Consider the following 23,223-nt stretch of genomic DNA (forward strand, 5'->3'; position numbering starts at 1 on the left):
GTTGAGCGTCAACACATTTTTTGCCGATTTTCGCCCTGATGCGCCTGTTTGTCTGGCTTGTAACCAGGCTGATGAATAATTCGGCGAATTTTGATCGTAAGGGCATCAACGCTAAAACAAAAGGGCCTGACCAGGCCCTTTTTCGTTATGACATCGCTGACTTATTTATAAGCCGACTGATGGACGCCCACTGCGCGGCCAGACGGATCGTCCATGGATTTAAAGGCTTCGTCCCACTCAATGGCTTTGGCCGACGAACACGCCACTGACGGGCCGCCCGGCACACACTCGGCCGCGCTCGGCAGCGGGAACAGCTCTTCGAAGATCTCGCGATAGAGATAGGCTTCTTTCGACGCTGGCGTGTTATACGGGAAGCGGAAATGGGCCGTTGCCAGCTGCTGATCGCTGATCTGCTTCGCCGCCACCTCTTTCAGCGTATCAATCCAGCTGTAGCCGACGCCGTCAGAGAACTGCTCTTTCTGACGCCAGGCGACGCTTTCCGGCAGATAAGAGGAGAAGCATTCACGCAGGATATGTTTTTCCATCTTGCCGTTGCTGCCGCACATCTTGTCCTGCGGGTTAATACGCATCGCCACATCGAGAAATTTCTTGTCGAGGAAAGGTACGCGCGCTTCGACGCCCCAGGCGGACATCGCCTTGTTGGCGCGGGCGCAGTCATACATATGCAGCGCCATCAGCTTGCGTACGTTCTCTTCATGAAACTCTTTCGCGTTCGGCGCTTTGTGGAAGTAGAGGTAGCCGCCGAAGACTTCGTCCGCCCCTTCGCCAGAGAGCACCATCTTAATGCCCATCGCTTTGATTTTACGCGACATCAGGTACATCGGCGTGGAGGCGCGAATGGTGGTGACGTCGTAGGTTTCAATGTGATAGATCACATCGCGAATCGCATCCAGCCCTTCCTGCACGGTGAAGTGAATCTCATGGTGCACGGTGCCCAGATGATCCGCGACAGCTTTCGCAGCCTTCAGGTCGGGCGAGCCTTCCAGACCGACTGCAAAAGAGTGCAGCTGCGGCCACCAGGCGTCGCTCTTGTCCTGGTCCTCAACGCGCTTCGCGGCAAAGCGTTTGGTGACGGCGGAGATAATCGAAGAGTCCAGACCGCCAGAGAGCAGCACGCCATAGGGAACGTCTGACATCAGATGGCTTTTCACCGACTCTTCCAGCGCATGCTTCAGGCCCGCGGCATCGGTGGTGTTGTGCTCAACCGCTGCGTACTCCATCCAGTCGCGCTGCCAGTAACGGCGAATTTCGCCGTCGATGCTGGAAAGGTAGCTTCCCGGCGGAAACTCTTTGATTGAGCGACATACTGGCACCAGCGCCTTCATCTCTGAGGCGACGTAGAGGTTGCCGTGTTCGTCGTTGCCCATATAGAGCGGAATAATGCCGATATGATCGCGGCCAATCAGATACTGCTGCTTAACGCTGTCCCACAGGATAAAGGCAAACATGCCTTCGAGGTCGTCGAGAAAATCAACGCCTTTTTCCTGATAGAGCGCGAGGATCACTTCGCAGTCGGAGCCGGTCTGGAACTGATAGCGATCGCTCAGCTCAGCGCGCAGCGCCTGATGGTTGTAAATTTCGCCGTTAACGGCCAGAACATGGGTGTGATCGGCGTTATACAGCGGCTGAGCGCCGTTGTTGACGTCGACAATTGACAGACGCTCATGGGCGAGGATGGCTTTATCATCCGCGTAAACGCCAGACCAGTCTGGTCCACGGTGACGCATCAGACGCGAACTCTCCAGCGCTTTTTTACGCAGTTCAACCGGATCGCTTTTCAGATCCAACACACCAAAAATAGAACACATATTCTGACTCCTGAGCTCGCCTGTCGGCGATGTTATCGTTGCCTTGTCCGGCAGCCAGCGGCTGCGTGATGTATAAGAAAATGCGCTATTTCCACTGTCCAATGCAAGCATATTCGCTTTTTACTGATAAAAAGGTTGTTGGTCAGGGCTTAAATTTGAATATTATCTAATTTAAATCGTATTTCATTGATGAATCGTCAATGAACAGGCAAAAGCGGCGAAAAAAACAACAGCAAGAGAGAGGCGGCGGCGGAAAAGGTTTGCCGCCCAATCGCAGGCGGCGCAATACAGGGATGCAAATCAGAACAGATCGATGTCGGCGACAGAAGGGTAAATCCAGTCTGGCCGGAAAGGCATGGCGTCGATGTCGCTCAGCGTAGAGACGCCGGAGAGCACCAGAATCGTTTCCAGCCCCGCCTGAAATCCGGCAAGAATATCGGTTCGCAGATTATCACCCACGATAACGGTCTCTTCAGAGTGGGCCTGCATCTTATTCAGCGCCGCGCGCATGATGTACGGGCTGGGTTTGCCGACATAGAAGGGACGACGGCCGGAAATTTTTTCAATACCGGCGCAGAGCGCGCCGCAGGCCGGAACAAAGCCGCGCGCATGGGTGTCGGGATTGGTGGCGATAAAGCGCGCGCCGCTGGCGACGAAAAAGGCCGCTTTATGCATCATCTCCCAGTTAAAGGAGCGCGTCTCGCCGACGATAACGAAATCCGGATTGACGTCGGTAATGGTAAAGCCCGCTTTATACAGCTCATGGATAAGCGCGCCTTCACCAATGACATAGGCTTTCTTGCCCTCCTGGCGACGCAGGAAGTCGGCGGTCGCCATTGCCGAGGTGTAAAACACCGAGTCAGGCACCTCAACGCCCGCGTTGGCAAAGCGGTTGGCCAGATCCTGCGCCGTCTGCGACGGGTAGTTGGTCAGCACCACCAGCGGCATCTCTTTTTGCAAAATGCGCTGTAAAAACTCCTGCGCGCCGGGTACGGCGGTGTTGTCATGCATTAACACGCCGTCAATATCGCAAATTACGCTTTTTATCGTCATAGGTTCAGTCCGGGTCGCGTTTATTCTTCCAGTAAATGTTGCAGCAGAATGCCGTTAAGCATGGCACGTTTTGCCAGCGCAAACGCACCGATTGCGGAACGATGATCGAGTTCAGAACGTACCACCGGCAAATTTTTGCGGAAGGCGTTGAGCGCCTGGGTGTTGATGCAGCCCTCAATCGCCGGGAGAAGCACCTTCTCAGCCTCGGTAATTTCGCCTGCCAGCACGATTTTTTGCGGATTGAACAGGTTAATCGCGATCGCCACGGCCTTGCCAAGATAGCGCCCGACATATTCGATAACCTCGCACGCCAGCGCATCGCCCTGATTCGCCGCTTTGCAAATCTGCCCGATTTGACAGGCATCCTGCGTCAGCAGGCTGGGATAACCCTGGCTAAGCAGGTGGCGGACGCGGTTTTCAATCGCGCCGTTGGCGGCGATGGTTTCCAGACAGCCAAAGTTGCCGCAGTGGCAGCGTTCGCCGAGCGGATCGACCTGAATATGTCCAATTTCGCCCACGTTGCCATTGCTGCCGAGAAAAATGTGGCCGTTAGCGATAATGCCTGCGCCTGTTCCGCGATGCAGTCGCACCAGGATCGAGTCGGCGCAGTCGCGGCTCGCACCAAAATAGTGCTCTGCCAGCGCCAGGCTGCGAATATCATGGCCCACAAAGCTGGTGACGTTAAAGCGTTGTTTCAGAACGGCCACCAGCGGCCAGTGGCTGACGGCAATGTGCGGCATATAGCGGATGACGCCGTTTATCGGGTCGACCAGACCGGGCAGGATCACCGAAATAGCGATCAGTTCCCGGATCTTACGCTGATGGGCGGCGATAAAGCTGCCGATCGCCGAAAACAGGGCGTGCTCCAGCGTCTCCTGGGTGCGCTCCGGCAGCGCATAGTCTTCCTGCGCCAGCGATTTGCCGCTGAGATCGAACAGCGTCAGCGTCGCGTCATTACGCCCAAGGCGCACGCCGATAGTATGGAAATTGCGGGTTTCGGTAACGATGGAAATGGCGCGGCGACCGCCGGTAGAAGCCTGTTGGTCTACCTCTTTGATCAAACCGCGCTCAATCAACTGACGAGTAATCTTGGTGACGCTGGCGGGCGCAAGCTGGCTAAGTTCGGCAATCTGTATCCGCGAAATAGGGCCTTGCTGATCGATTAGCCGGTAAACGGCTGCGCTGTTGAGTTGCTTGACAAGATCGACATTTCCTATTTGTGTCTGGCCGCCAGTGGTCATTCAGTGCTTACTCGCTCAGGACGTCGTCTCCGTTGACAAACGTCTTAATAATAGTGAAATCATGCGTAAAAACGGTCAGGTTGGCGACTTTTCCTGCTTCGACAGTGCCTAACTGCTTATCCATGCCCATAGCCTGCGCCGGATAAAGCGTCGCCATACGCAGCGCCTCATCCAGCGCGATGCCGGCATGTTCAACGGCGTTGCGTACCGATTCAATCATGGTGATAGCCGAACCGCTCAGCGTACCCTTCTCATCCACGCACAGGCCATTGCGATAGTATATTGTTTTACCAGCGAAAATAAATTTATCAATCGCCGCACCGGCAGGGGCGGTGGCGTCGGTAACCAGCACCAGCTTATTACCTTTGATACGTTTCGCGTTGCGCACGTTAGCGTAGTGGACGTGTAAACCATCCGCAATAATGCCGCAGTATACATCAGGCGAATCAAACAGCGCACCGATCAGGCCGGGTTCGCGTCCGGCGAAGGCAGGCATCGCGTTATAAAGATGGGTCGCAAAGGTCACGCCGGCGCGGAAGCCCGCTTTGGCTTCGTCATAGGTGGCGTTGGAGTGACCCGCCGAGACAATAATGCCCGCCTGGGTCAGCTGGCGGATAACCTCTTCCCCCGCGTTTTCCGGCGCCAGCGTGATTTTGGTAATCACGTCGGCATTGTCGCACAGGTAGCGCACCAGCGCCGGATCGGGCAGGCGAATCAGATCGGGATTATGGGTGCCTTTTTTGGCTTTATTCAGCCATGGCCCTTCCAGATGCAGGCCGAGCGCCTGATTCTGATGCTTAAGCTTATAGGCGCGCATGGTCTCAATGGCGCGCTTCATCAGCTCGTCGCTGCTGGTGATCAAGGTGGGCAGAAAGCTGGTGCAGCCCGATTTTTCGTTGGCGCGCTGCATAATCTCCAGCGTCTCGACGCTCAGCGCATCGATGTCGTCGTTGAACTGCACGCCGCCGCAGCCGTTGAGCTGTAGATCGATAAAGCCGGGAGCAATCAGCGCGCCAGCCACGTCGCGTAGCGCCATATCAGCAGGCAGCGCATCGCGTGGACAGACGCGCGCGATTAGCCCATCGGCGATAACCACCGCGTGGTTATCCAGAATCTCGTGGCCCGTATAAATGCGGCCGTTTACTAATGCGTACATGGTATTTCTCCCGGCTAAGCCCGCCCGAACGGCACGGCGGGCGCTTACAACATCGTCTTAGACGCCTTGCATATTTTCCGCTTCCATTTCGCGGAAATATTTAACGGTTTTCACTTTCAGTTCCATGGTGGCTGGCTCGTCGCACACCACGACCGATTTGGCATGCAGCTGGAGGCAGCTAATGGTCCACATATGGTTGACGTTGCCCTCAACCGCAGCCTGCAACGCCTGGGCTTTTACATGCCCGGTCACCAGGATCATCACCTCTTCGGCATCCAGTAGCGTCCCCACACCCACCGTCAACGCGTATTTCGGCACCTGATCCACATCGCCGTTAAAGAAGCGTGAGTTGGCTACGCGCGTGTCGTGCGTCAGGGTTTTAATGCGGGTACGGGAGGCCAGAGAAGAGGCCGGCTCGTTAAACGCGATGTGTCCATCGTTACCCACGCCGCCCATAAACAGGTGAATTTTTCCCAGCGCGCGAATCTTTTCTTCATACTGGCGACATTCTGCGTCAATATCGGCGGCATTACCATTCAGCAGGTTGATGTTTTCTGGTTGAATATCAACATGATCAAAAAAGTTGCGATACATAAAGCTATGGTAGCTTTCCGGATGCTCTTTCGGCAGGCCGACATATTCATCCATGTTGAAGGTCACCACATGCTTAAAGCTAACCTGGCCCGCTTTATGCATCTCAATCAGGTGCTTGTAAGCTTCCAGCGGCGTACCGCCGGTCGGCAAACCTAAAACAAAGGGACGATCCGCTGTCGGATTAAACGCGTTGATGCGGTTGACGATATGGCGAGCGGCCCATTTGCCGACCTGGCCCGGTGTTGCCAAAGGAATAAGTCGCATGTTTCACCTCATTCTGAGAAAAGAAAAGGGTGATGCAGAGAGTAACAGGTTCGCGCTCAATGGCGAACGCACTGCATCGTGATATTTTTCATCTTAAAATAAGTTGCGAGCAATCACCATATGCCTCGGCTTTAAATCATGGTTTTTGGTGATAATTATCACATATAAGACGGTTTTAATTTGCGAGGCGAATTAATTTATCAGTACACTGCGCAAGGTGAAGTGTAGTGGCAATCAAACCCCTGCGGCTGATAAAAAATAAGGAAGCGGCGGCGGGGCGACAAGTCAGTTTTATAGGGGGAAAAGGGCAAATGTTAGGTTACTTACAGAAGGTTGGCCGCGCGCTAATGGTGCCGGTAGCGGTGCTGCCGGCGGCAGCGATATTAATGGGGGTTGGCTACTTTATCGATCCCGATGCCTGGGGCGCAGGCAACGCCTTCGCTGCGCTGCTGCTCAAGTCGGGCGCGGCGATCATTGAAAATATGTCGGTGCTGTTCGCTATCGGCGTAGCCTATGGACTCTCCAAAGATAAAGACGGCGCGGCAGCGCTGACCGGCTTTGTCGGATTCCTGGTTGTCACTACTCTCTGTTCGCCCGCCGCCGTCGCGATGATTCAAAAGATTCCGGCCGATCAGGTGCCCGCCGCGTTCAGCAAAATCAACAACCAGTTTGTCGGCATCATGGTCGGTATTCTGTCGGCGGAGGTGTATAACCGCTTCAGCCACGTCGAACTGCCAAAGGCGCTCTCCTTCTTTAGCGGGCGGCGTCTGGTGCCGATCCTTGTCTCCTTCCTGATGATTTTTGTCGCCTTTATTCTGATGTATATCTGGCCGATGATTTTCAACGGCCTGGTTAACTTCGGCGAACATATTCAGAAACTGGGTTCCGTCGGCGCTGGCGTTTACGCCTTCTTTAACCGCCTGCTGATTCCGGTAGGACTGCATCATGCGCTTAACTCGGTGTTCTGGTTTAACGTGGCCGGCATTAACGATATTCCGAATTTCCTCGGCGGCGCGCAGTCTATCGCCAACGGCACCGGCATTGTCGGCATCACCGGTCGCTATCAGGCGGGCTTTTTCCCGATTATGATGTTTGGCCTGCCTGGCGCGGCGCTGGCGATTTACCATTGCGCGCGTCCGGAAAACCGCGCCAAAGTCGGCGGTATTATGCTGGCGGCGGCCTTTGCGGCCTTCTTCACCGGCATTACCGAGCCGCTGGAGTTCTCCTTTATGTTTGTGGCGCCGGTGCTGTATGTGATTCATGCTGTGCTGACCGGTATCTCAGTGTTTATCGCGGCCAGCATGCACTGGATGTCGGGATTCGGCTTTAGCGCCGGGCTGGTGGATATGGCGCTGTCGAGCCGCAACCCGCTGGCGACGCACTGGTGGATGCTGATCCCGCAGGGCATCGTGTTCTTTGCGATCTACTATGTGGTGTTCCGCTTTACCATTAAGAAATTCAACCTGATGACGCCGGGCCGCGAGCTGGCGGTGGCAGGCGATGAAAGCGACGGCTATGACGTCAACGTGGATAAAACCGGCGACGGCGAAAGCGAAACCGAATCGCTGGCGCGCCGCTATATCGGCGCGGTGGGCGGCTCGGATAACCTGACCGGCATCGACGCCTGCATCACCCGTCTGCGTCTCAACGTCAAAGATTCCGCGCAGGTAAACGAGTCCGTTGCTAAACGTCTGGGCGCTTCTGGCGTTATTCGCCTCAATAAGCAGAGCGTGCAGGTGATTGTAGGAACTCAGGCGGAAAGCATCGCGTCTGCGATGAAGCGCGTGCTGACCAAAGGGCCGGTCGCCTCGGCGGGCGGCGCGACAGCGGCAACTGCCCCTGCGGCAGCGGTAAAACCGCAGGCGATACGCAACAGCGAAACTAAGGTGATCGCCACCCTGGTGGCGCCAGTGAGCGGAGAGATAGTGGCGCTGGAAAGCGTTCCTGACGAGGCCTTTGCCAGCGGAGCCGTTGGCGATGGTCTGGCGATCAAACCAACCGGTAAAACGGTGGTCGCGCCGGCAGACGGTACGGTAGTGAAAATTTTCGACACCAACCATGCTTTCTGCCTGGAAACCCGCGACGGCGTCGAAGTAGTGGTGCATATGGGGCTGGATACCGTGGCGCTGGGCGGCAAAGGCTTTACCCGTCAGGTAGAAGAGGGCGCAACGGTAACGGCGGGTCAGCCGGTACTGGAGATGGACCTCGACTTCCTCAACGCCAGCGCGCGTTCGATGATTAGCCCTGTGGTGGTCAGCAACAGCGAGGATTTTGCCGGGCTGGCGCTGCTGGCCAGCGGTTCGGTTGTGGCCGGAGAAACCCTGCTGTATGAGGTAAAAGGCTAAGCCCTTACCCGTAGTGACGGAAAAAAAAGCAGGCAGGAAGCGATTCCTGCCTTTTTCATTTTATCACCGCAACAAACCGGTTGTTTCCCTTCGACGCTTTGTGGATCATACTCCGTTACTTCGTGGTACAAATCACCCGCTATACGTATTGAGGATTGAGAGATGAGTGAGGCTGAAGCCCGCCCAACTAACTTTATTCGTCAGATCATTGACGAAGACTTGGCGAGCGGTAAGCACAGCAGCGTGCATACCCGTTTTCCGCCGGAGCCTAATGGCTACCTGCATATTGGCCATGCGAAATCCATCTGCCTGAACTTCGGCATTGCTCAGGATTATCAGGGTCAGTGCAACCTGCGCTTCGACGATACCAATCCGGTCAAAGAGGATATGGAGTTCGTTGAATCCATCAAGCGCGACGTGCAGTGGCTGGGCTTTGAGTGGAGTGGTAACGTTCGTTACTCCTCAGACTACTTCGATCAGCTTTATCACTACGCGGTTGAATTGATCAATAAAGGCCTGGCTTATGTCGATGAGCTGACGCCGGAAGAGATCCGCGAATATCGCGGCACGCTGACCGCGCCGGGTAAAAACAGTCCGTACCGCGATCGCAGCGTGGAAGAGAACCTGGCGCTGTTTGAAAAAATGCGTAACGGCGAATTTGCTGAAGGCAAAGCCTGCCTGCGCGCCAAAATCGATATGGCCTCCAGCTTTATCGTTATGCGCGATCCCGTGCTGTATCGCATTAAGTTCGCAGAGCATCACCAGACCGGCAACAAGTGGTGCATCTACCCGATGTACGACTTCACCCACTGCATCTCCGATGCGCTGGAAAATATTACGCACTCGCTCTGTACGCTGGAGTTCCAGGATAACCGCCGCCTGTATGACTGGGTGCTGGATAACATTACCATTCCGGTGCATCCGCGCCAGTATGAGTTCTCGCGCCTTAACCTCGAATATGCCGTGATGTCGAAGCGTAAGCTGACGCAGCTGGTGAACGAAAAGGTGGTGGAAGGCTGGGACGATCCGCGCATGCTGACCGTATCTGGTCTGCGCCGTCGCGGCTATACGGCCGCCTCTATTCGGGAATTTTGCCGCCGCATCGGCGTGACCAAACAGGACAACGTCGTGGAAATGGCGTCGCTGGAGTCCTGTATTCGTGACGACCTCAATGAACATGCGCCGCGCGCGATGGCCGTACTCGATCCGCTGAAAGTCGTTATTGAGAATCTGCCGGCAGGGCATCACGAAATCATCACCATGCCAAATCATCCGAACAAGCCGGAGATGGGCACGCGTGAGGTGCCTTTTGGCCGGGAAGTCTGGATCGATCGCGCCGACTTCCGTGAAGAAGCCAACAAGCAGTACAAACGTCTGGTGCTGGGCAAAGAAGTGCGGCTGCGCAATGCCTATGTTATTCGCGCCGAGCGCGTCGCGAAGGACGAAGCGGGCAACATCACCTGCATCTACTGCACCTGTGATGTCGATACCTTAAGCAAAGATCCGGCGGATGGTCGTAAGGTCAAAGGGGTAATCCACTGGGTAGCAGCCGAGCACGCGCTGCCAGCGGAGTTCCGTCTGTACGACCGTCTGTTCAGCGTACCCAACCCGGGCGCGGTAGAGGATTTCCTCACCACCATTAACCCGAACTCGCTGGAAATTCGTCAGGGATTTGTTGAGCCTGGCCTGCGAAACGCCTCGCCTGATGCGCCTTATCAGTTTGAACGCGAAGGCTATTTTTGCGCTGACAGCCACTACTCCCGTCCGAATCAGCTGGTCTTCAACCGCACCGTCGGCCTGCGTGATACCTGGGCAAAAACAGGCGATTAAATTTTTGCATTAACAGCATGACAAAATGATGACAGGGCGAGCAATCGCCCTTTTTTGTGGCTGCTATCTGAGGTAGCACACGCTTTTATGCTGCGCGGGATAATAAAGACTTGTCGGACCAGTTGAGCCTTTTCTGAGTTAATGAAAATTAATCAATTTCCAGATGTGAATTTGCTATTTTCAGGTAGGCTATCCGCTTAAAAAAGGCTACGCGGGCATAAAAAGGAAAAAAAATGACGGCTCTCGCTCAGGAAGCAAGACACAGCGTTGTGGTTTTACATCAGCTCATTGAACGTATATTCAATCAGCCTACAGGAGAAGATGACAGCTTCCATCTGCTGCTTTCGCACTTCCATCCGGATTTCCGTATGGTTACGCCGCAGGGCAGGGTGCTGGATCTGAATCAGACGGAAGAGCTGTTTCGCCAGTTGCAGGGCAAGCGGGAAGGAATGCGTATCGCTACCAGCGAGCACGCCGTGATTTCCCTGCAAAAAGATGAAGTCACCATTCAGTATCGCGAGCTGCAAATGATGAACGGCAGCGATCAATCGCGCATTTCGCTGGCCATTCTGGATTGCAGCACCTCTATCCCGCGCTGGCGCTACCTGCACGAAACCCTGGTCGCCTGACGCGCATAAAAAAAGCCGGTAGGCATACCGGCTTTTAAAATTACTGCATAGCACATTTTTACTGGTCGTGAAGCGTCTGGTCTTCGCGGCAGTCGCCCAGCGCGCAGTGGCCATAAAGGTAGAGGCTGTGGTTAGTCAGCTTAATACCGTGGCGGGTGGCGATGTCGCGCTGACGCGCTTCGATCGATTCATCGCTGAACTCAATCACTTTACCGCAGTCGAGGCAGATCAGGTGATCGTGATGATGTTGCTGAGTCAGTTCGAAAACCGATTTGCCGCCTTCAAAGTTGTGGCGTGTCACAATGCCGGCATCATCAAACTGGTTAAGTACGCGATAAACGGTAGCCAGACCAATCTCTTCGCCCATATCAATCAGGCGTTTATACAAATCTTCCGCGCTGACGTGATGGCACTGAGGTTCCTGAAGCACTTCCAGAATTTTTAGTCTGGGCAGCGTGACTTTCAGGCCAGCCTTCTTTAATGCGGTGTTGTTGTCAGTCATGCGGATAGTGTCCTGTTACTTTGCTGGTTACTTGAGGCGGCTTGCCTTGAATGTCGTTCGGTGTCTATTCTCATTTGCGTCTCATTATAGAGGCGAAGCATTGAAATGAAAACCGAGGTAAACGCCTGAAATCCACACGGTCAGTTAAAAAACGCAGAACGACGCCGGGCGGAGAAATGCAGGAGGTTCGTTATCATCTCGCTAACTTTCTGACCTCGCAGGAGAAATAAGCAGATAACCGATGTGGGTATTGTACAGAATCGCAGTTAAAAGTTAAAAATCTGTAGCTATTATTTCTATAGGAAAAACCTTTAGCTCAATGTGAGCCAGCGCCCACATTGAGTAGCTGGATAATCAGGCTTCGATGATGGATTGAAGCTGTAACTCATCGTAAATCTGTTTGACCCAGGCGTCGACGCGCTGGCTGGTCAGCTCCGGCTGGCGGTCTTCATCGATAGCCAGGCCGAGGAAGTGTTTATCATCCGCCAGACCTTTAGAGGCTTCGAAATGATAGCCTTCGGTTGGCCAGTGACCCACAATCACCGCGCCGTTCGGCTCGATAATGTCGCGGATGGTGCCCATCGCGTCGCAGAAATATTCCGCGTAGTCTTCCTGATCGCCGCAGCCGAAAAGCGCGACCAGTTTACCGGTAAAGTCGATCTCTTCCAGCGTAGGGAAAAAGTCATCCCAGTCACACTGCGCTTCGCCGTAGTACCAGGTCGGGATACCCAGCAGCAGAATGTCGAATGCTTCCAGATCTTCTTTAGTGCTCTTGGCAATGTCATGAACTTCTGCAACTTCGCTACCCAGCTGTTTCTGGATCATTTTTGCAATGTTTTCGGTGTTGCCGGTATCGCTGCCAAAGAAGATGCCTACGATTGCCATGGAGTAAATAACCTCTTAAATCCTGATAATGAGATGCATGCGCGGTGCGCACAATTAAGCGAATGATAGCAGAGCGGGCAAAGGGGCGGAACTTGAAAAGCCGCGACATTTGCTTCTGCGTGCGCTTTGCGCGATTCAGTCCATTTTGAGTTGCGCCAGCAGCATTTGTTCAATCAGTTCGCTGCGGCTGATGTTGCGTTGCTCAGCCAGGGTGTTAAGCGCATCCACGGCTTCGCGCGTCATTTTGAGTTCGACACGGCGCAGCCCGCGCACCTTGTCACGTTTCAGTTGATTGCGCTTATTGATGCGCAGCTGTTCATCACGCGATAGCGGACTGGTTTTCGGGCGACCGGGACGACGCTCGTTTGCAAACAGATCCAGCGTGGTGCGGTCAGTGTGTTCTTTTGCCATGGCTCAGTAAAACTTGAGGCGCGAACAGGCGCGTTTATGACGATATGGGCCATTGCCGCCGCAAAAAAACAGGCAGCGGCAAAATTTAGCGCGCCATCATACTCCAGCCGGAGAGATGACGCCAATGCAAAACCGCGAACGGCAAGCTTTTGCTTTTAAAGCGCAAAAAACCGACGAACGCTGCGCAATACGGCATCAGGTTTCTCGGCGTGAACCCAGTGACCCGCCCCGCTAATCACGTGCGCATGGGCTGCCGGAAACTGACGCAGCAGCGCATCGCGATACTGATTGTCGAGATAGGAGGAGTCGCCGCCGCGAATAAATAGCGCCGGATGCGGCCAGGCCGGCACCTCTTCCCAGCCAGATAGTGTAGCGTAATTCTCCCACAGCGCCGGAACGTTGAAGCGCCATTCGCCATCCTGAAAGGATTTAAGAATAAACTGGATCACGCCCTCTTCTTTAATAAGCGCGCGCATCACCTGCGCCGCCTCGCTGCGCTGACGCACGCCGGCTTCGCTTACGGCGCGCACGGCAGCAAAAATATTATCGTGACGACGCGTCTGATAATCCACCGGCGCAATGTCAATCATCACCAGCCGCTCCAGACGCTGCGGAGCCAGCGCGCTCATCGCCATGGCGATTTTTCCGCCCATAGAGTGGCCGATAACGGCGACGCGATCCATCTGGTGCGCGTCCAGCGTGTCAAACATATCCTGCGCCATTGCGCGATAGCTCATCGCATCGGCGCGCGGCGACAGACCGTGGTTGCGCACGTCGACCTGAATCAGCGGGCGCGCCTCTTTCAGTCCGCGCGCCAGCACGCCAAGGTTATCAAGGCTGCCGAACAGGCCGTGAATAAGCAGGACAGGCAGGGAATCAGCAACGGATTGGTCAGTTTGCAGACGAGCATTTAAAATCATGGCAAAGTTCTTAAGATGGGGACCTCGGCTTAGGTTATCATGCTTTCACCTTTCCAGGCGCGCTGACAGGGCAGGCTTTAGGGCATATTCCGACTTTTGCCTTCTGAACGTGCGAATGCTATCTGCTCGTCTGGATTTAACTTTATAATCCTTATGTTAGAACCCGCCCGCCTTTTGCATGACAGATGTCTGCACAGGTTTTTTTCAGGCTGGCGTGGTTCTGTCACAAGTCTGAAACGTACGGAACAAGATGAAAACGATCGAAGTTGACGAAGACCTTTATCGCTATATCGCCAGCCACACGCAGCACATCGGCGAAAGCGCCTCTGACATTTTACGGCGGATGCTGAAATTTACCGCCGGTCAAAGCGCGCCTGCGGCGACGGCAGCGCCCCTGGCTGCAGGCGATACGGCGCAAAAAGCCATTCAGCCGGTACGTGCGGAAAACCGTCCTCAGGATCGCGTGCGCGCCGTACGTGAGCTGCTGCTGTCCGACGAATACGCCGAACAGAAGAAAGCGGTTAATCGTTTTATGATGATTCTGTCAACTCTCTATCGTCTTGATCCTTCAGCATTTGCTGAGGCTACCGCGTCGCTGCAAGGCCGCACTCGCGTTTATTTTGCGGGCGACGAGCAGACGCTGTTGCAAAATGGCACCCATACCAAGCCGAAGCACGTTCCCGGCACGCCGTACTGGGTGATCACCAACACCAATACCGGCCGTAAATGCAGCATGGTGGAACACATCATGGTCTCAATGCAGTTCCCGCAGGAGCTGGCTGAGAAAGTTTGCGGCACCATTTAAACCGAAGCGTCAGGGAGAAGCGCCAATGGCCAGTCACCCCCGTGCCGGGCAACCCGCCCAGCAGAGCGATTTGATTAACGTTGCACAGTTAACCTCACAGTATTATGTCCTTCAGCCCGACGTGACGAACCCGGATCATGCGGTAAAATTCGGCACCTCCGGTCATCGCGGCAGCGCGGGACGTCAGAGTTTTAACGAGCACCATATTCTGGCGATCGCGCAGGCTATCGCAGAAGAGCGCAAGAAGAATGGTATTACCGGCCCGTGCTATGTGGGTAAAGATACGCATGCGCTCTCTGAGCCAGCGATCCTCTCGGTACTGGAAGTGCTGGCCGCTAACGGCGTAGACGTCATTGTGCAGCAGGACAACGGCTATACGCCGACGCCCGCTATCTCTAACGCTATTCTTGAGCACAACAAGCAGGGCGGGGCGCAGGCGGACGGCATCGTGATCACGCCGTCGCACAACCCGCCGGAAGACGGCGGCATCAAATACAATCCGCCAAACGGCGGTCCGGCCGATACTAACGTCACTAAAGTGGTAGAGGATCGCGCCAACCAGCTGATCAAAGCGGGCCTTAAAGATGTTAAACGCCTGCCGCTGGATCAGGCGTGGGCGAGTGGTCACATCGTCGAGAAAGATCTGATCCAGCCTTATGTCGAAGGTCTGGCGCAGGTGATCGACTTTGCTGCTATTCAGAAAGCCGGCCTGAAGTTAGGCGTCGATCCGCTGGGCGGCTCCGGTATCGAATACTGGAAGCGCATCGCTGAACACTATCAGCTCGATCTGACGCTGGTTAACGATGCGGTCGATCAGACTTTCCGCTTTATGCATCTCGATAAAGATGGCGTCGTGCGTATGGACTGCTCTTCTGAGTGCGCGATGGCTGGCCTGCTGGCGTACAAAGACAAGTTCGATCTGGCGTTCGGCAACGACCCGGATTATGACCGTCACGGTATCGTCACGCCGTCTGGTCTGATGAACCCGAACCACTATCTGGCCGTCGCCATTAACTACCTGTTCCAGCATCGTCCGCAGTGGGGCCAGGATGTCGCCGTGGGTAAAACGCTGGTCTCCAGCGCCATGATTGACCGGGTAGTCAACGACATCGGCCGTAAGCTGGTGGAAGTGCCGGTTGGCTTTAAATGGTTTGTCGACGGCCTGTTCGACGGCAGTTTTGGCTTCGGCGGCGAAGAGAGCGCAGGCGCCTCTTTCCTGCGCTTTGATGGCTCAGCCTGGTCAACCGATAAAGACGGTATCATTCTCTGCCTGCTGGCGGCGGAAATCACCGCGGTAACCGGCAAGAACCCGCAGCAGCACTATGACGAGCTGGCGCAACGCTTCGGCGCGCCGAGCTATAACCGCTTACAGGCACCGGCGACCTCTGCGCAAAAAGCCGCGCTCTCTAAGCTGTCGCCTGAAATGGTCAGCGCCGACACGCTGGCGGGCGACCCGATTACCGCGCGTCTGACGGCGGCGCCGGGCAATGGCGCCTCGATCGGCGGTCTGAAAGTGATGACGGAAAACGGCTGGTTCGCCGCGCGTCCGTCAGGCACCGAAGACGCCTATAAAATTTATTGCGAAAGCTTCCTGGGCGCAGAACATCGCGCGCAGATCGAGAAAGAAGCGGTAGAGATCGTCAGCGAAGTGCTGAAAAACGCCTGACGGTAAGGAGCAGGCTGCTGCGTCCTGAGCCGTTCACGCGGCGCATACCGCGGCAGTCGGCGCAATGGGCCGGGAGCCTGTTGCTCCACGCAGCATCGGCGCGCGGCGCGCAGGGGGGAAATTCCCTGAGCAACCGCGCCTTTCTCTCTGCGTCAGCGCCATGCCGTCTTCCTCAAGCGCCCCAGGGCGCTTTTTTTATGGCATAAAGCGATAGCCGATACCGGTTTCCGTCAGCAGATGCTTTGGCTGTGTCGGGTCCGCCTCCAGCTTCTGGCGTAGATGCGCCATATAGATACGCAAATAGTGGCTGTGCTCCACTGCATTGGGTCCCCATACCTGACTCAGCAGCTGCCGCTGCGTCAGCACCTTGCCTACATTTTTCAGCAGGACGCCCAGCAGGCGAAATTCAATGGGCGTCAGGTGGATCTCCTGCCCGGCGCGTAACACGCGGCGCGTCGCCAGATCGACGCTGACATCGCTAAAGCGAATCTCCGGCTCCGGCTGCGGGCCAGCATGGCGGCGCAACGCCACGCGCACGCGCGCCAGCAGCTCACCGATGCCAAAAGGTTTGGTGAGATAGTCATCGGCGCCCGCATCCAGCGCGGCGATCTTATCCTCTTCGTCCACGCGCGCCGACAGCACAATCACCGGCACAGCGCTCCACTGCCGTATTTCTTCAATAAAATCGCGTCCGTCGCCGTCGGGCAATCCAAGGTCCAGGATCACCAGATCGGGTTTGCGCGTTGCCGCCTCGATCAGCCCGCGCTGCAAGGTATCGGCGTCATACACTTTCAGCGCTTCGCCCTCCAGCGCGAGGCGCACAAAGCGCCGGATCTCTTTTTCATCTTCGACGATTAATACGGTGGTCACGCCCTGATGCTCCATGCCTGATAAGGTGTCGTCACTCTACCAGCAATTTCGCCGCAGCTATATGCGCCTGAAAAGAACACACCATTAACTTTTATGTAACTTAATTTCATCACTGCGCATTTTATGAAGAAAAAAACAGCAAAATGGTGGTCGGATGAGTAGTAAAATTACGCCAGTCAGCGTAATATCTGAGCAAGATCACATTATTCACCATCGCTCCTGAGGAGGCAGATTATGTATCAGGCTTATCCGCGCTATAAAATCATCCTGCGCCGCGCGTTGGTTACTCTTATCGGCGTGCTGGCCTTGCCGGTCATGCTTTTCCGCAAAGATCGCGCGCGCTTTTACAGCTATCTGCATCGTGTCTGGTGCAAAACCAGCACCCGGCCGGTCTGGCTGGCGCAAACCGAATCGGCAGGCGGCGTTTTCTGGTAATCCGCGGCCATAGCGAAAAAAGCCCAATGGAGACATTGGGCTTTGTTGTTTCTGATGCGCCCCTCACAGAGAAAAGCCCTCACTTACTGGCGTGGGAGTGTATTTCGCACGTTTTTCGGCTACACTTAAACCTCTACAAGATTTCGGAGGTTGTACAAGTATGAGCGTAAAAATTCCGCTGGGTATCAGTGCCTGCCTGCTGGGAGAACAAGTGCGTTTCGATGGCGGTCACAAACGACTGGCCTTTGCCGTCAACGAACTTGCGCCCTTTGTACGTTTCGAGCCGGTTTGTCCCGAAATGGCGATAGGATTGCCGACACCGCGTCCGGCGCTGCGCCTGGTTAAGCAGGAAGACGAAGAGATTCATCTCTGCTTTAGCAAAGACGGCGGCCAGGAGGTCACGCAGCAGATGCGCGACTGGTCGGCTGAACGGGTTAAGTCGCTGCATCATCTGTGCGGCTACATCCTGTGCGCAAAATCGCCCAGCTGCGGCATGGAGCGCGTGCGCGTCTACGAGCCTGACACCAATAATAACCGCAAAGCCGGGATGGGCCTGTTTGCTGAAAAGCTACAGGCGGAAATGCCCTGGCTGCCGATCGAAGAGGATGGCCGCCTGCACGATCCCATACTGCGCGAAAACTTTGTCGGGCGCATCTGCGCGCTGCACGAATTTAACCAGATGTGGAAACAGGGTCTGAGCCGCGGGCAGCTTATCGCTTTTCACAGCCGCTATAAGCTGCTGATGCTGGCGCATTCGCAGGAAAAATACCGCGAGCTGGGTCCGTTCGTCGCCTCGATGAGCCAGTGGGATTCGCTGGAAGCCTTTGCCTTTGAATACCGTAACCGCATGATGGCGCTGCTGTCCCAGCCCGCCACGCGTCGCAACCACACCAATGTGTTGATGCATGCGCAGGGCTATTTCCGCCGTCAGCTCAGCTCGCCTCAGCGTCAGGAGCTGGCGGAGCTGATCGATCGCTATCGCTGCGGCGTTCAGCCGCTGCTGGCGCCGATCACTATGCTGAAGCACTACATGACGCAATATCCGCACCCGTGGCTGACGCAGCAGCGCTATTTCGATCCCTATCCGGAGGCGCTGCGTCTGCGCTACGGTCAGTAATCAGATGCGTACCCATCTGGTCTGGCTGCGCAACGATTTGCGCATCAATGATAACCTTGCGCTCAGCGCCGCCTGTCGCGATGCCGACGCGCAGGTTATCGCGCTCTATATCGCTACGCCGCAGCAGTGGCGTCAGCACGATATGGCACCGAAACAGGCGGCTTTTATCTATGAGAGCCTGCTGGAACTTCAGCAGACATTAGCCGAGCGCGGCATCCCCCTGTTCACGGAAACCTGTGAGGATTTCGCCGCCTCGATTGAGGTGCTGCTCGCTTTTTGCCAGCGCCACCAGGTTGATGCCCTGTTTTATAACTATCAGTACGAATTAAACGAACGGAAGCGCGATGCAGAGGCGGAAAAACGCCTCGATAAGGCGGACGTGGTGTGTCAGGGATTTGATGACAGCGTCCTGCTGCCGCCGGGCAGCATACAGACCGGCGACGGCAAAATGTATAAGGTGTACACCCCGTTCAGCAAAGCCTTTGTCCGTCGGCTGCATCAGTCCCTGCCGGAGTGCGTCGCCGCGCCGAAAACGCGCGCCAGCGGCGCGGTGAAGATTAAAAACAAGGTGCCGCGTTTTGATTACCCGATGGAGGCGTTTGACCGCGAACGCTTTCCGCCGGGCGAGACGGCCGCGCTTGAACGCCTGCGCCACTTTGCCCGGCAGTCAATATGCGATTACTCTCGCCAACGCGACACCCCTGCCATCGATGGCACCAGCCGCCTTTCGGTGTATCTCACAACCGGCGTGTTATCGCCGCGTCAGTGTCTGCGCCGCGTGCTGACAGAACACCCGCGCGCGCTGGAGGATGAGAAAATCTTTGTCTGGCTTAACGAGCTAATCTGGCGCGAGTTTTATCGTCATCTGATGGTGGCGTTTCCTGCGCTGTGCCGACATCAGCCTTTTGTGGAGTGGACGCGCAACGTTGACTGGCAGCGCAACGAGGCGCATTTCGCCGCCTGGAAAGCGGGCAAAACCGGTTATCCCATTGTTGATGCGGCCATGCGCCAGATGAAAGCGCTGGGCTGGATGCATAACCGCCTGCGCATGATCACCGCCAGCTTTCTGGTGAAGGATCTGCTGATCGACTGGCATGAAGGCGAACGCTACTTTATGCAAAATCTGATCGATGGCGACCTGGCGGCGAACAACGGCGGCTGGCAGTGGGCGGCGTCGACGGGCACCGATCCGGTGCCCTATTTTCGCATCTTCAATCCTACGACGCAGGGCGAACGCTTTGACAAGCAGGGCGCTTTTATTCGCCAGTGGCTGCCTGAACTCGCCGAGGTGCCGGATAGCGATATTCATCAGCCGCAGCGCTGGGCCGAGAAAAACCACAAGAAACTCGATTATCCCTCGCCAATCGTGGAACATAAGCAGGCACGTAAAAAGACATTAGACGCCTTTGTGCGCGCGAAAAACGCAGCCTGAGGCGGCACGGAGCCGTTATGAATCACTACGAACTTGAAAACATTGTCAATCAGCAGCTAAACAGCAGCGCCTTCAGCGACTATGCGCCCAATGGGCTACAGGTCGAAGGGCGCGCCGAGGTTAAAACCGTTATTACCGGCGTCACCGCCAGCCAGGCGCTGGTAGATGAGGCGGTCGCGCGGCACGCCGACGCCATCCTGGTGCACCATGGCTATTTCTGGAAAAACGAGCCGGCGGCCATCAAAGGGATGAAGCGCAACCGCCTGCGCGCGCTGTTGAGCAATGACATTAATCTCTATGGCTGGCACCTGCCGCTTGATGCGCATCCCGTTCTGGGCAACAACGCGCAGCTGGCGAAGCTGCTGGATATAGAGGTAAAAGGCGAAGTGCAGCCGCTGGTATTCTGGGGCGAGCTGGCGACGCCGCTGAGCGGCGCGGCGCTGGCGCAGCGTATCGAAGAAAAGCTGGGACGCGCGCCGCTGCACTGCGGCGATAACGCGCCGGCGCAAATCCGTCGCATCGCCTGGTGCAGCGGCGGCGGCCAGGGGTTTATCGACAGCGCCGCCGCCTTTGGCGTTGACGCCTATCTCACCGGCGAAGTCTCCGAGCAGACCATCCACAGCGCCCGCGAGCAGGGTATTCACTTCTTCGCCGCCGGTCACCATGCGACCGAGCGCGGCGGCATCAAAGCGCTGGGCGAATGGCTGGCTGAACACCATGGTCTCGACGTTACCTTTATCGATATTCCCAATCCCGCCTGATTAATCTCTGCTTTTGCGCCCTGGCCCGGGCGCAAATCTGTTGACAGATTTCTGCCACTTTCGCATAACTAGTTGCTTTATTCTGATAAGCGACAGCCGCAGCGCGCTTAGCGCAGCGGGGAACGGGAGGTGGATTTTGCAACAAGCACGATGTTATCTGCTTGGGGAACAGGCGGTGGTGCTGGAGCTTGAACCACCGGTATCGCTGCAAAGTCAGCAGCGTATTTGGGGATTAACGCAGCGCCTGCAACAGCATGAGCAGATCGCTGACGTCATTCCCGGCATGAACAATATCACGCTGCTGCTGCGCGAGCCGCAACAGAGCGCGCAGGCTGCCGTTGAGCGCCTGCAACGCTGGTGGGAAGAGAGCGAAGCCCAGGAAGCGGCGTCGCGCCTGGTAGAAATTCCGGTTATTTACGGTAAAGAGGCCGGGCCGGATCTGCAATTTGTCGCCGATCACGCCGGGCTGACGCCAAAACAGGTGGTAGAGCTGCACAGCAGCACGGACTACGTGGTCTATTTTATCGGCTTTCAGCCGGGATTCCCCTATCTGGGCGGCCTTGACAGCCGTCTGCACACGCCGCGTCGCGCCGAACCGCGCGTCAGCGTGCCCGCCGGATCGGTCGGCATCGGCGGAAGTCAGACCGGCGTCTATCCGCTGTCCACTCCCGGCGGTTGGCAGCTGCTCGGTCAGACGCCGGTTGCGCTGTTCACCCCCCATCAGCAGCCGCCAACGCTGCTGCGTCCCGGCGACAGCGTGCGCTTTGTGCCGCAAAAGGAGGGCGTATGTTAAGGATCCTGCGAGCGGGACTGGCGACAACCATTCAGGACAGCGGCCGTACCGGCTGGCGTCAGTCCGGTATCAGCGTAGGCGGCGTGCTCGATCTGCCCGCTATGCGCACCGCTAATCTTTTAGTGGGCAACGATCCCGACAGCGCGGTGCTGGAAATCGTGCTGGGTCAGTTCAAAGCGGAATTTATGCGCGACGGCTGGTTCGCGCTGACGGGAGCCGGCTGCAACGCCGAGCTGGACGACAAGCCCGTCTGGACCGGCTGGCGGCTGCCGGTGAAAAAAGGGCAGGTTTTGACGCTGTCGATGCCTGTACACGGTATGCGCAGCTATCTGGCGATCCACGGCGGTTTCGACATCGCGCCGACGCTTGGCTCGGTCAGCACCGACCTCAAGGCGGAATTTGGCGGCTGGCAGGGGCGCAAGCTGGAAGATGGCGATCGGTTGCCGCTGGGAAAACCCACCCGCCGCTTTACGCGTAAAGCCGGGGTGCGGCAGTTGCTCTGGAGCAACCGCATTCGCGCGCTGCCCGGACCGGAATATCATGAATTTAGCCGTGAAGCGCAGATGGCTTTCTGGCGTACGCCCTGGCTGCTCAGCCCGCAGAGCAACCGCATGGGCTATCGCCTGCAAGGCCCGGAGCTGAAGCGTGAGACATCGCGCGAGCTGCTGTCGCATGGCCTGGTGCCCGGCGTAGTTCAGGTGCCGCCCAACGGTCAACCGATCGTGCTGATGGCCGATGCGCAGACCACCGGTGGCTATCCGCGCATCGCCTGCATTATTAATGCCGATCTTTACCAGCTCGCGCAAATCCGTCTGGGCGAGCCGATTCACTTTATCCAGAGCTCGCTGCCAGCGGCGATGCAGGCCCGTATGCATCAGCAGCGCGCGCTGGATCACATGGCATGGGGACTTGCTGATGAAGATTGATCTGAATGCCGATCTGGGCGAGGGCAGCGGCAGCGACCGTGAACTGTTACAGCTGGTCAGCTCGGCCAATATCGCCTGCGGCTTTCATGCGGGCGATGCGCAGACCATGCTGCAATCGGTGCGCTGGGCGAAAGAGTTCGGCGTGGCTATCGGCGCGCATCCGAGCTTTCCGGATCGGGAGAATTTTGGCCGCACCGCGATGCAGCTGCCGCCGGAAACGGTCTATGCGCAGATGATCTATCAAATCGGCGCGCTGAAAAGCCTTGCCGAAAGCGAAGGCGAGAAGCTGGCGCACGTTAAGCCGCACGGCATGCTCTATAACCAGGCCGCCGCTGACGCGACGCTGGCGGACGCCATTGCCCGCGCGGTGAAAGCGGTCGATGCCGATCTGATTCTGGTCGGGCTGGCGGGTAGTGAATCGGTGCGCGCCGCAGCGCATCATGGATTGCGCACGCGGGAAGAGGTGTTTGCCGATCGCGGTTACCTCAGCAGCGGCGCGCTGGTGCCGCGCAGCCAGCCAGGCGCAATGATTGAAGAGGAGGCGCGGGCGATTGCGCAGACGCTGACCATGGTCAGGGAGAAAAAAGTACAAAGCATCAGCGGCGACTGGGTGGCGGTGAATGCGCAGACCGTCTGCCTGCACGGCGACGGCGCTCATGCGCTGCTGTTTGCGCAGCGTCTGCGTGACGTCTTTGCCGCTGAGCGGATCGCCGTCACCTCCCGGTAAATTTTCGTCTTTTGCCCGGTTTTATCGCCGGG

22 protein-coding genes are annotated in these 23,223 nt (G+C 56.5%); 12 read left to right on the plus strand and 10 right to left on the minus strand.

Features of this window, described 5'->3' with window-relative positions:
• Window positions 1-161 precede the first annotated feature (161 nt).
• The 5 genes from asnB to nagB form a co-directional block, all read right to left on the minus strand.
• Window positions 162-1,829 (minus strand): asparagine synthase B, encoded by a 1,668-nt coding sequence (gene asnB / locus BBB56_RS04345; protein WP_123799121.1) that lies wholly within the window; start codon window positions 1,827-1,829, stop codon window positions 162-164.
• Window positions 1,830-2,129: 300 nt separating this feature from the next.
• A complete protein-coding gene (locus BBB56_RS04350) occupies window positions 2,130-2,882 on the minus strand; it encodes an HAD-IIA family hydrolase (protein ID WP_033751787.1) in 753 nt (250 codons plus the stop codon).
• Between the two features lie 20 nt (window positions 2,883-2,902).
• Window positions 2,903-4,123, minus strand: a complete 1,221-nt coding sequence (gene nagC, locus BBB56_RS04355; RefSeq protein WP_123799123.1) for a DNA-binding transcriptional regulator NagC — start codon at window positions 4,121-4,123, stop codon at window positions 2,903-2,905.
• 7 nt (window positions 4,124-4,130) lie between these two features.
• Window positions 4,131-5,279 carry an N-acetylglucosamine-6-phosphate deacetylase gene (gene nagA / locus BBB56_RS04360; protein ID WP_123799126.1) on the minus strand — a complete coding sequence of 383 codons (1,149 nt, stop codon included), beginning with the start codon at window positions 5,277-5,279 and terminating at the stop codon, window positions 4,131-4,133.
• A 57-nt stretch (window positions 5,280-5,336) separates the two neighbouring features.
• Window positions 5,337-6,137 (minus strand): glucosamine-6-phosphate deaminase, encoded by an 801-nt coding sequence (gene nagB / locus BBB56_RS04365; RefSeq protein WP_123799128.1) that lies wholly within the window; start codon window positions 6,135-6,137, stop codon window positions 5,337-5,339.
• 311 nt (window positions 6,138-6,448) lie between these two features.
• Here nagB and nagE point away from each other — a divergent pair, with 311 nt between their 5' ends.
• From nagE to BBB56_RS04380, 3 genes are all read left to right on the plus strand, one after another.
• Window positions 6,449-8,482, plus strand: a complete 2,034-nt coding sequence (nagE, locus tag BBB56_RS04370) for an N-acetylglucosamine-specific PTS transporter subunit IIBC (RefSeq protein ID WP_123799130.1) — start codon at window positions 6,449-6,451, stop codon at window positions 8,480-8,482.
• Between the two features lie 162 nt (window positions 8,483-8,644).
• Window positions 8,645-10,312 (plus strand): glutamine--tRNA ligase, encoded by a 1,668-nt coding sequence (glnS, locus tag BBB56_RS04375; protein ID WP_123799132.1) that lies wholly within the window; start codon window positions 8,645-8,647, stop codon window positions 10,310-10,312.
• 233 nt (window positions 10,313-10,545) lie between these two features.
• Complete coding sequence (locus BBB56_RS04380; RefSeq protein ID WP_123799134.1) at window positions 10,546-10,941, plus strand: hypothetical protein; 396 nt, start codon at window positions 10,546-10,548, stop codon at window positions 10,939-10,941.
• A 58-nt stretch (window positions 10,942-10,999) separates the two neighbouring features.
• On the opposite strand, the gene fur is transcribed toward BBB56_RS04380, so the two are convergent.
• The 4 genes from fur to ybfF form a co-directional block, all read right to left on the minus strand.
• Window positions 11,000-11,443, minus strand: a complete 444-nt coding sequence (gene fur / locus BBB56_RS04385) for a ferric iron uptake transcriptional regulator (protein ID WP_123799136.1) — start codon at window positions 11,441-11,443, stop codon at window positions 11,000-11,002.
• Window positions 11,444-11,797: 354 nt separating this feature from the next.
• Window positions 11,798-12,328 carry a flavodoxin FldA gene (gene fldA / locus BBB56_RS04390; protein WP_123799138.1) on the minus strand — a complete coding sequence of 177 codons (531 nt, stop codon included), beginning with the start codon at window positions 12,326-12,328 and terminating at the stop codon, window positions 11,798-11,800.
• A gap of 135 nt (window positions 12,329-12,463) precedes the next feature.
• Window positions 12,464-12,739 carry a LexA regulated protein gene (ybfE, locus tag BBB56_RS04395; protein WP_123799140.1) on the minus strand — a complete coding sequence of 92 codons (276 nt, stop codon included), beginning with the start codon at window positions 12,737-12,739 and terminating at the stop codon, window positions 12,464-12,466.
• 155 nt (window positions 12,740-12,894) lie between these two features.
• Entirely contained in the window at window positions 12,895-13,659 is a 765-nt protein-coding gene (ybfF, locus tag BBB56_RS04400) for an esterase (protein ID WP_123799142.1), read from the minus strand.
• A gap of 250 nt (window positions 13,660-13,909) precedes the next feature.
• Here ybfF and seqA point away from each other — a divergent pair, with 250 nt between their 5' ends.
• Window positions 13,910-14,464 carry a replication initiation negative regulator SeqA gene (seqA, locus tag BBB56_RS04405; RefSeq protein ID WP_123799144.1) on the plus strand — a complete coding sequence of 185 codons (555 nt, stop codon included), beginning with the start codon at window positions 13,910-13,912 and terminating at the stop codon, window positions 14,462-14,464.
• A gap of 25 nt (window positions 14,465-14,489) precedes the next feature.
• Window positions 14,490-16,130: a phosphoglucomutase (alpha-D-glucose-1,6-bisphosphate-dependent) gene (gene pgm, locus BBB56_RS04410; RefSeq protein WP_123799146.1), complete on the plus strand. Its 1,641-nt coding sequence runs from the start codon at window positions 14,490-14,492 to the stop codon at window positions 16,128-16,130.
• A 195-nt stretch (window positions 16,131-16,325) separates the two neighbouring features.
• On the opposite strand, the gene kdpE is transcribed toward pgm, so the two are convergent.
• On the minus strand, window positions 16,326-17,000 hold the full coding sequence (kdpE, locus tag BBB56_RS04415; RefSeq protein ID WP_123799148.1) for a two-component system response regulator KdpE: 675 nt from the start codon (window positions 16,998-17,000) through the stop codon (window positions 16,326-16,328).
• A 234-nt stretch (window positions 17,001-17,234) separates the two neighbouring features.
• Here kdpE and BBB56_RS04420 point away from each other — a divergent pair, with 234 nt between their 5' ends.
• The 7 genes from BBB56_RS04420 to pxpA all read left to right on the plus strand — a co-directional run bounded on the left by BBB56_RS04420 (window position 17,235) and on the right by pxpA (window position 23,191).
• Entirely contained in the window at window positions 17,235-17,435 is a 201-nt protein-coding gene (locus BBB56_RS04420; RefSeq protein ID WP_123799151.1) for a YbfA family protein, read from the plus strand.
• A gap of 160 nt (window positions 17,436-17,595) precedes the next feature.
• Window positions 17,596-18,552 (plus strand): YbgA family protein, encoded by a 957-nt coding sequence (locus BBB56_RS04425; protein WP_123799153.1) that lies wholly within the window; start codon window positions 17,596-17,598, stop codon window positions 18,550-18,552.
• A gap of 4 nt (window positions 18,553-18,556) precedes the next feature.
• The gene (phrB, locus tag BBB56_RS04430) at window positions 18,557-19,984 is read left to right on the plus strand and encodes a deoxyribodipyrimidine photo-lyase (protein ID WP_123799155.1); all 1,428 of its coding nucleotides are present in this window, start codon (window positions 18,557-18,559) and stop codon (window positions 19,982-19,984) included.
• Between the two features lie 17 nt (window positions 19,985-20,001).
• Window positions 20,002-20,745: a type 2 GTP cyclohydrolase I gene (locus BBB56_RS04435; RefSeq protein WP_123799157.1), complete on the plus strand. Its 744-nt coding sequence runs from the start codon at window positions 20,002-20,004 to the stop codon at window positions 20,743-20,745.
• Window positions 20,746-20,881: 136 nt separating this feature from the next.
• Window positions 20,882-21,538, plus strand: a complete 657-nt coding sequence (gene pxpB / locus BBB56_RS04440) for a 5-oxoprolinase subunit PxpB (RefSeq protein WP_123799159.1) — start codon at window positions 20,882-20,884, stop codon at window positions 21,536-21,538.
• Window positions 21,532-22,464, plus strand: coding sequence for a 5-oxoprolinase subunit PxpC (gene pxpC, locus BBB56_RS04445; protein WP_123799161.1), 933 nt, complete (start codon window positions 21,532-21,534; stop codon window positions 22,462-22,464). The genes pxpB and pxpC overlap by 7 nt, the downstream gene beginning before the upstream one ends.
• Window positions 22,454-23,191 (plus strand): 5-oxoprolinase subunit PxpA, encoded by a 738-nt coding sequence (pxpA, locus tag BBB56_RS04450; protein ID WP_123799163.1) that lies wholly within the window; start codon window positions 22,454-22,456, stop codon window positions 23,189-23,191. The genes pxpC and pxpA overlap by 11 nt, the downstream gene beginning before the upstream one ends.
• Window positions 23,192-23,223: the final 32 nt, after the last annotated feature.

The sequence above is a fragment of the Candidatus Pantoea deserta genome, from assembly GCF_003813865.1.
Lineage (GTDB): Bacteria > Pseudomonadota > Gammaproteobacteria > Enterobacterales > Enterobacteriaceae > Pantoea > Pantoea deserta.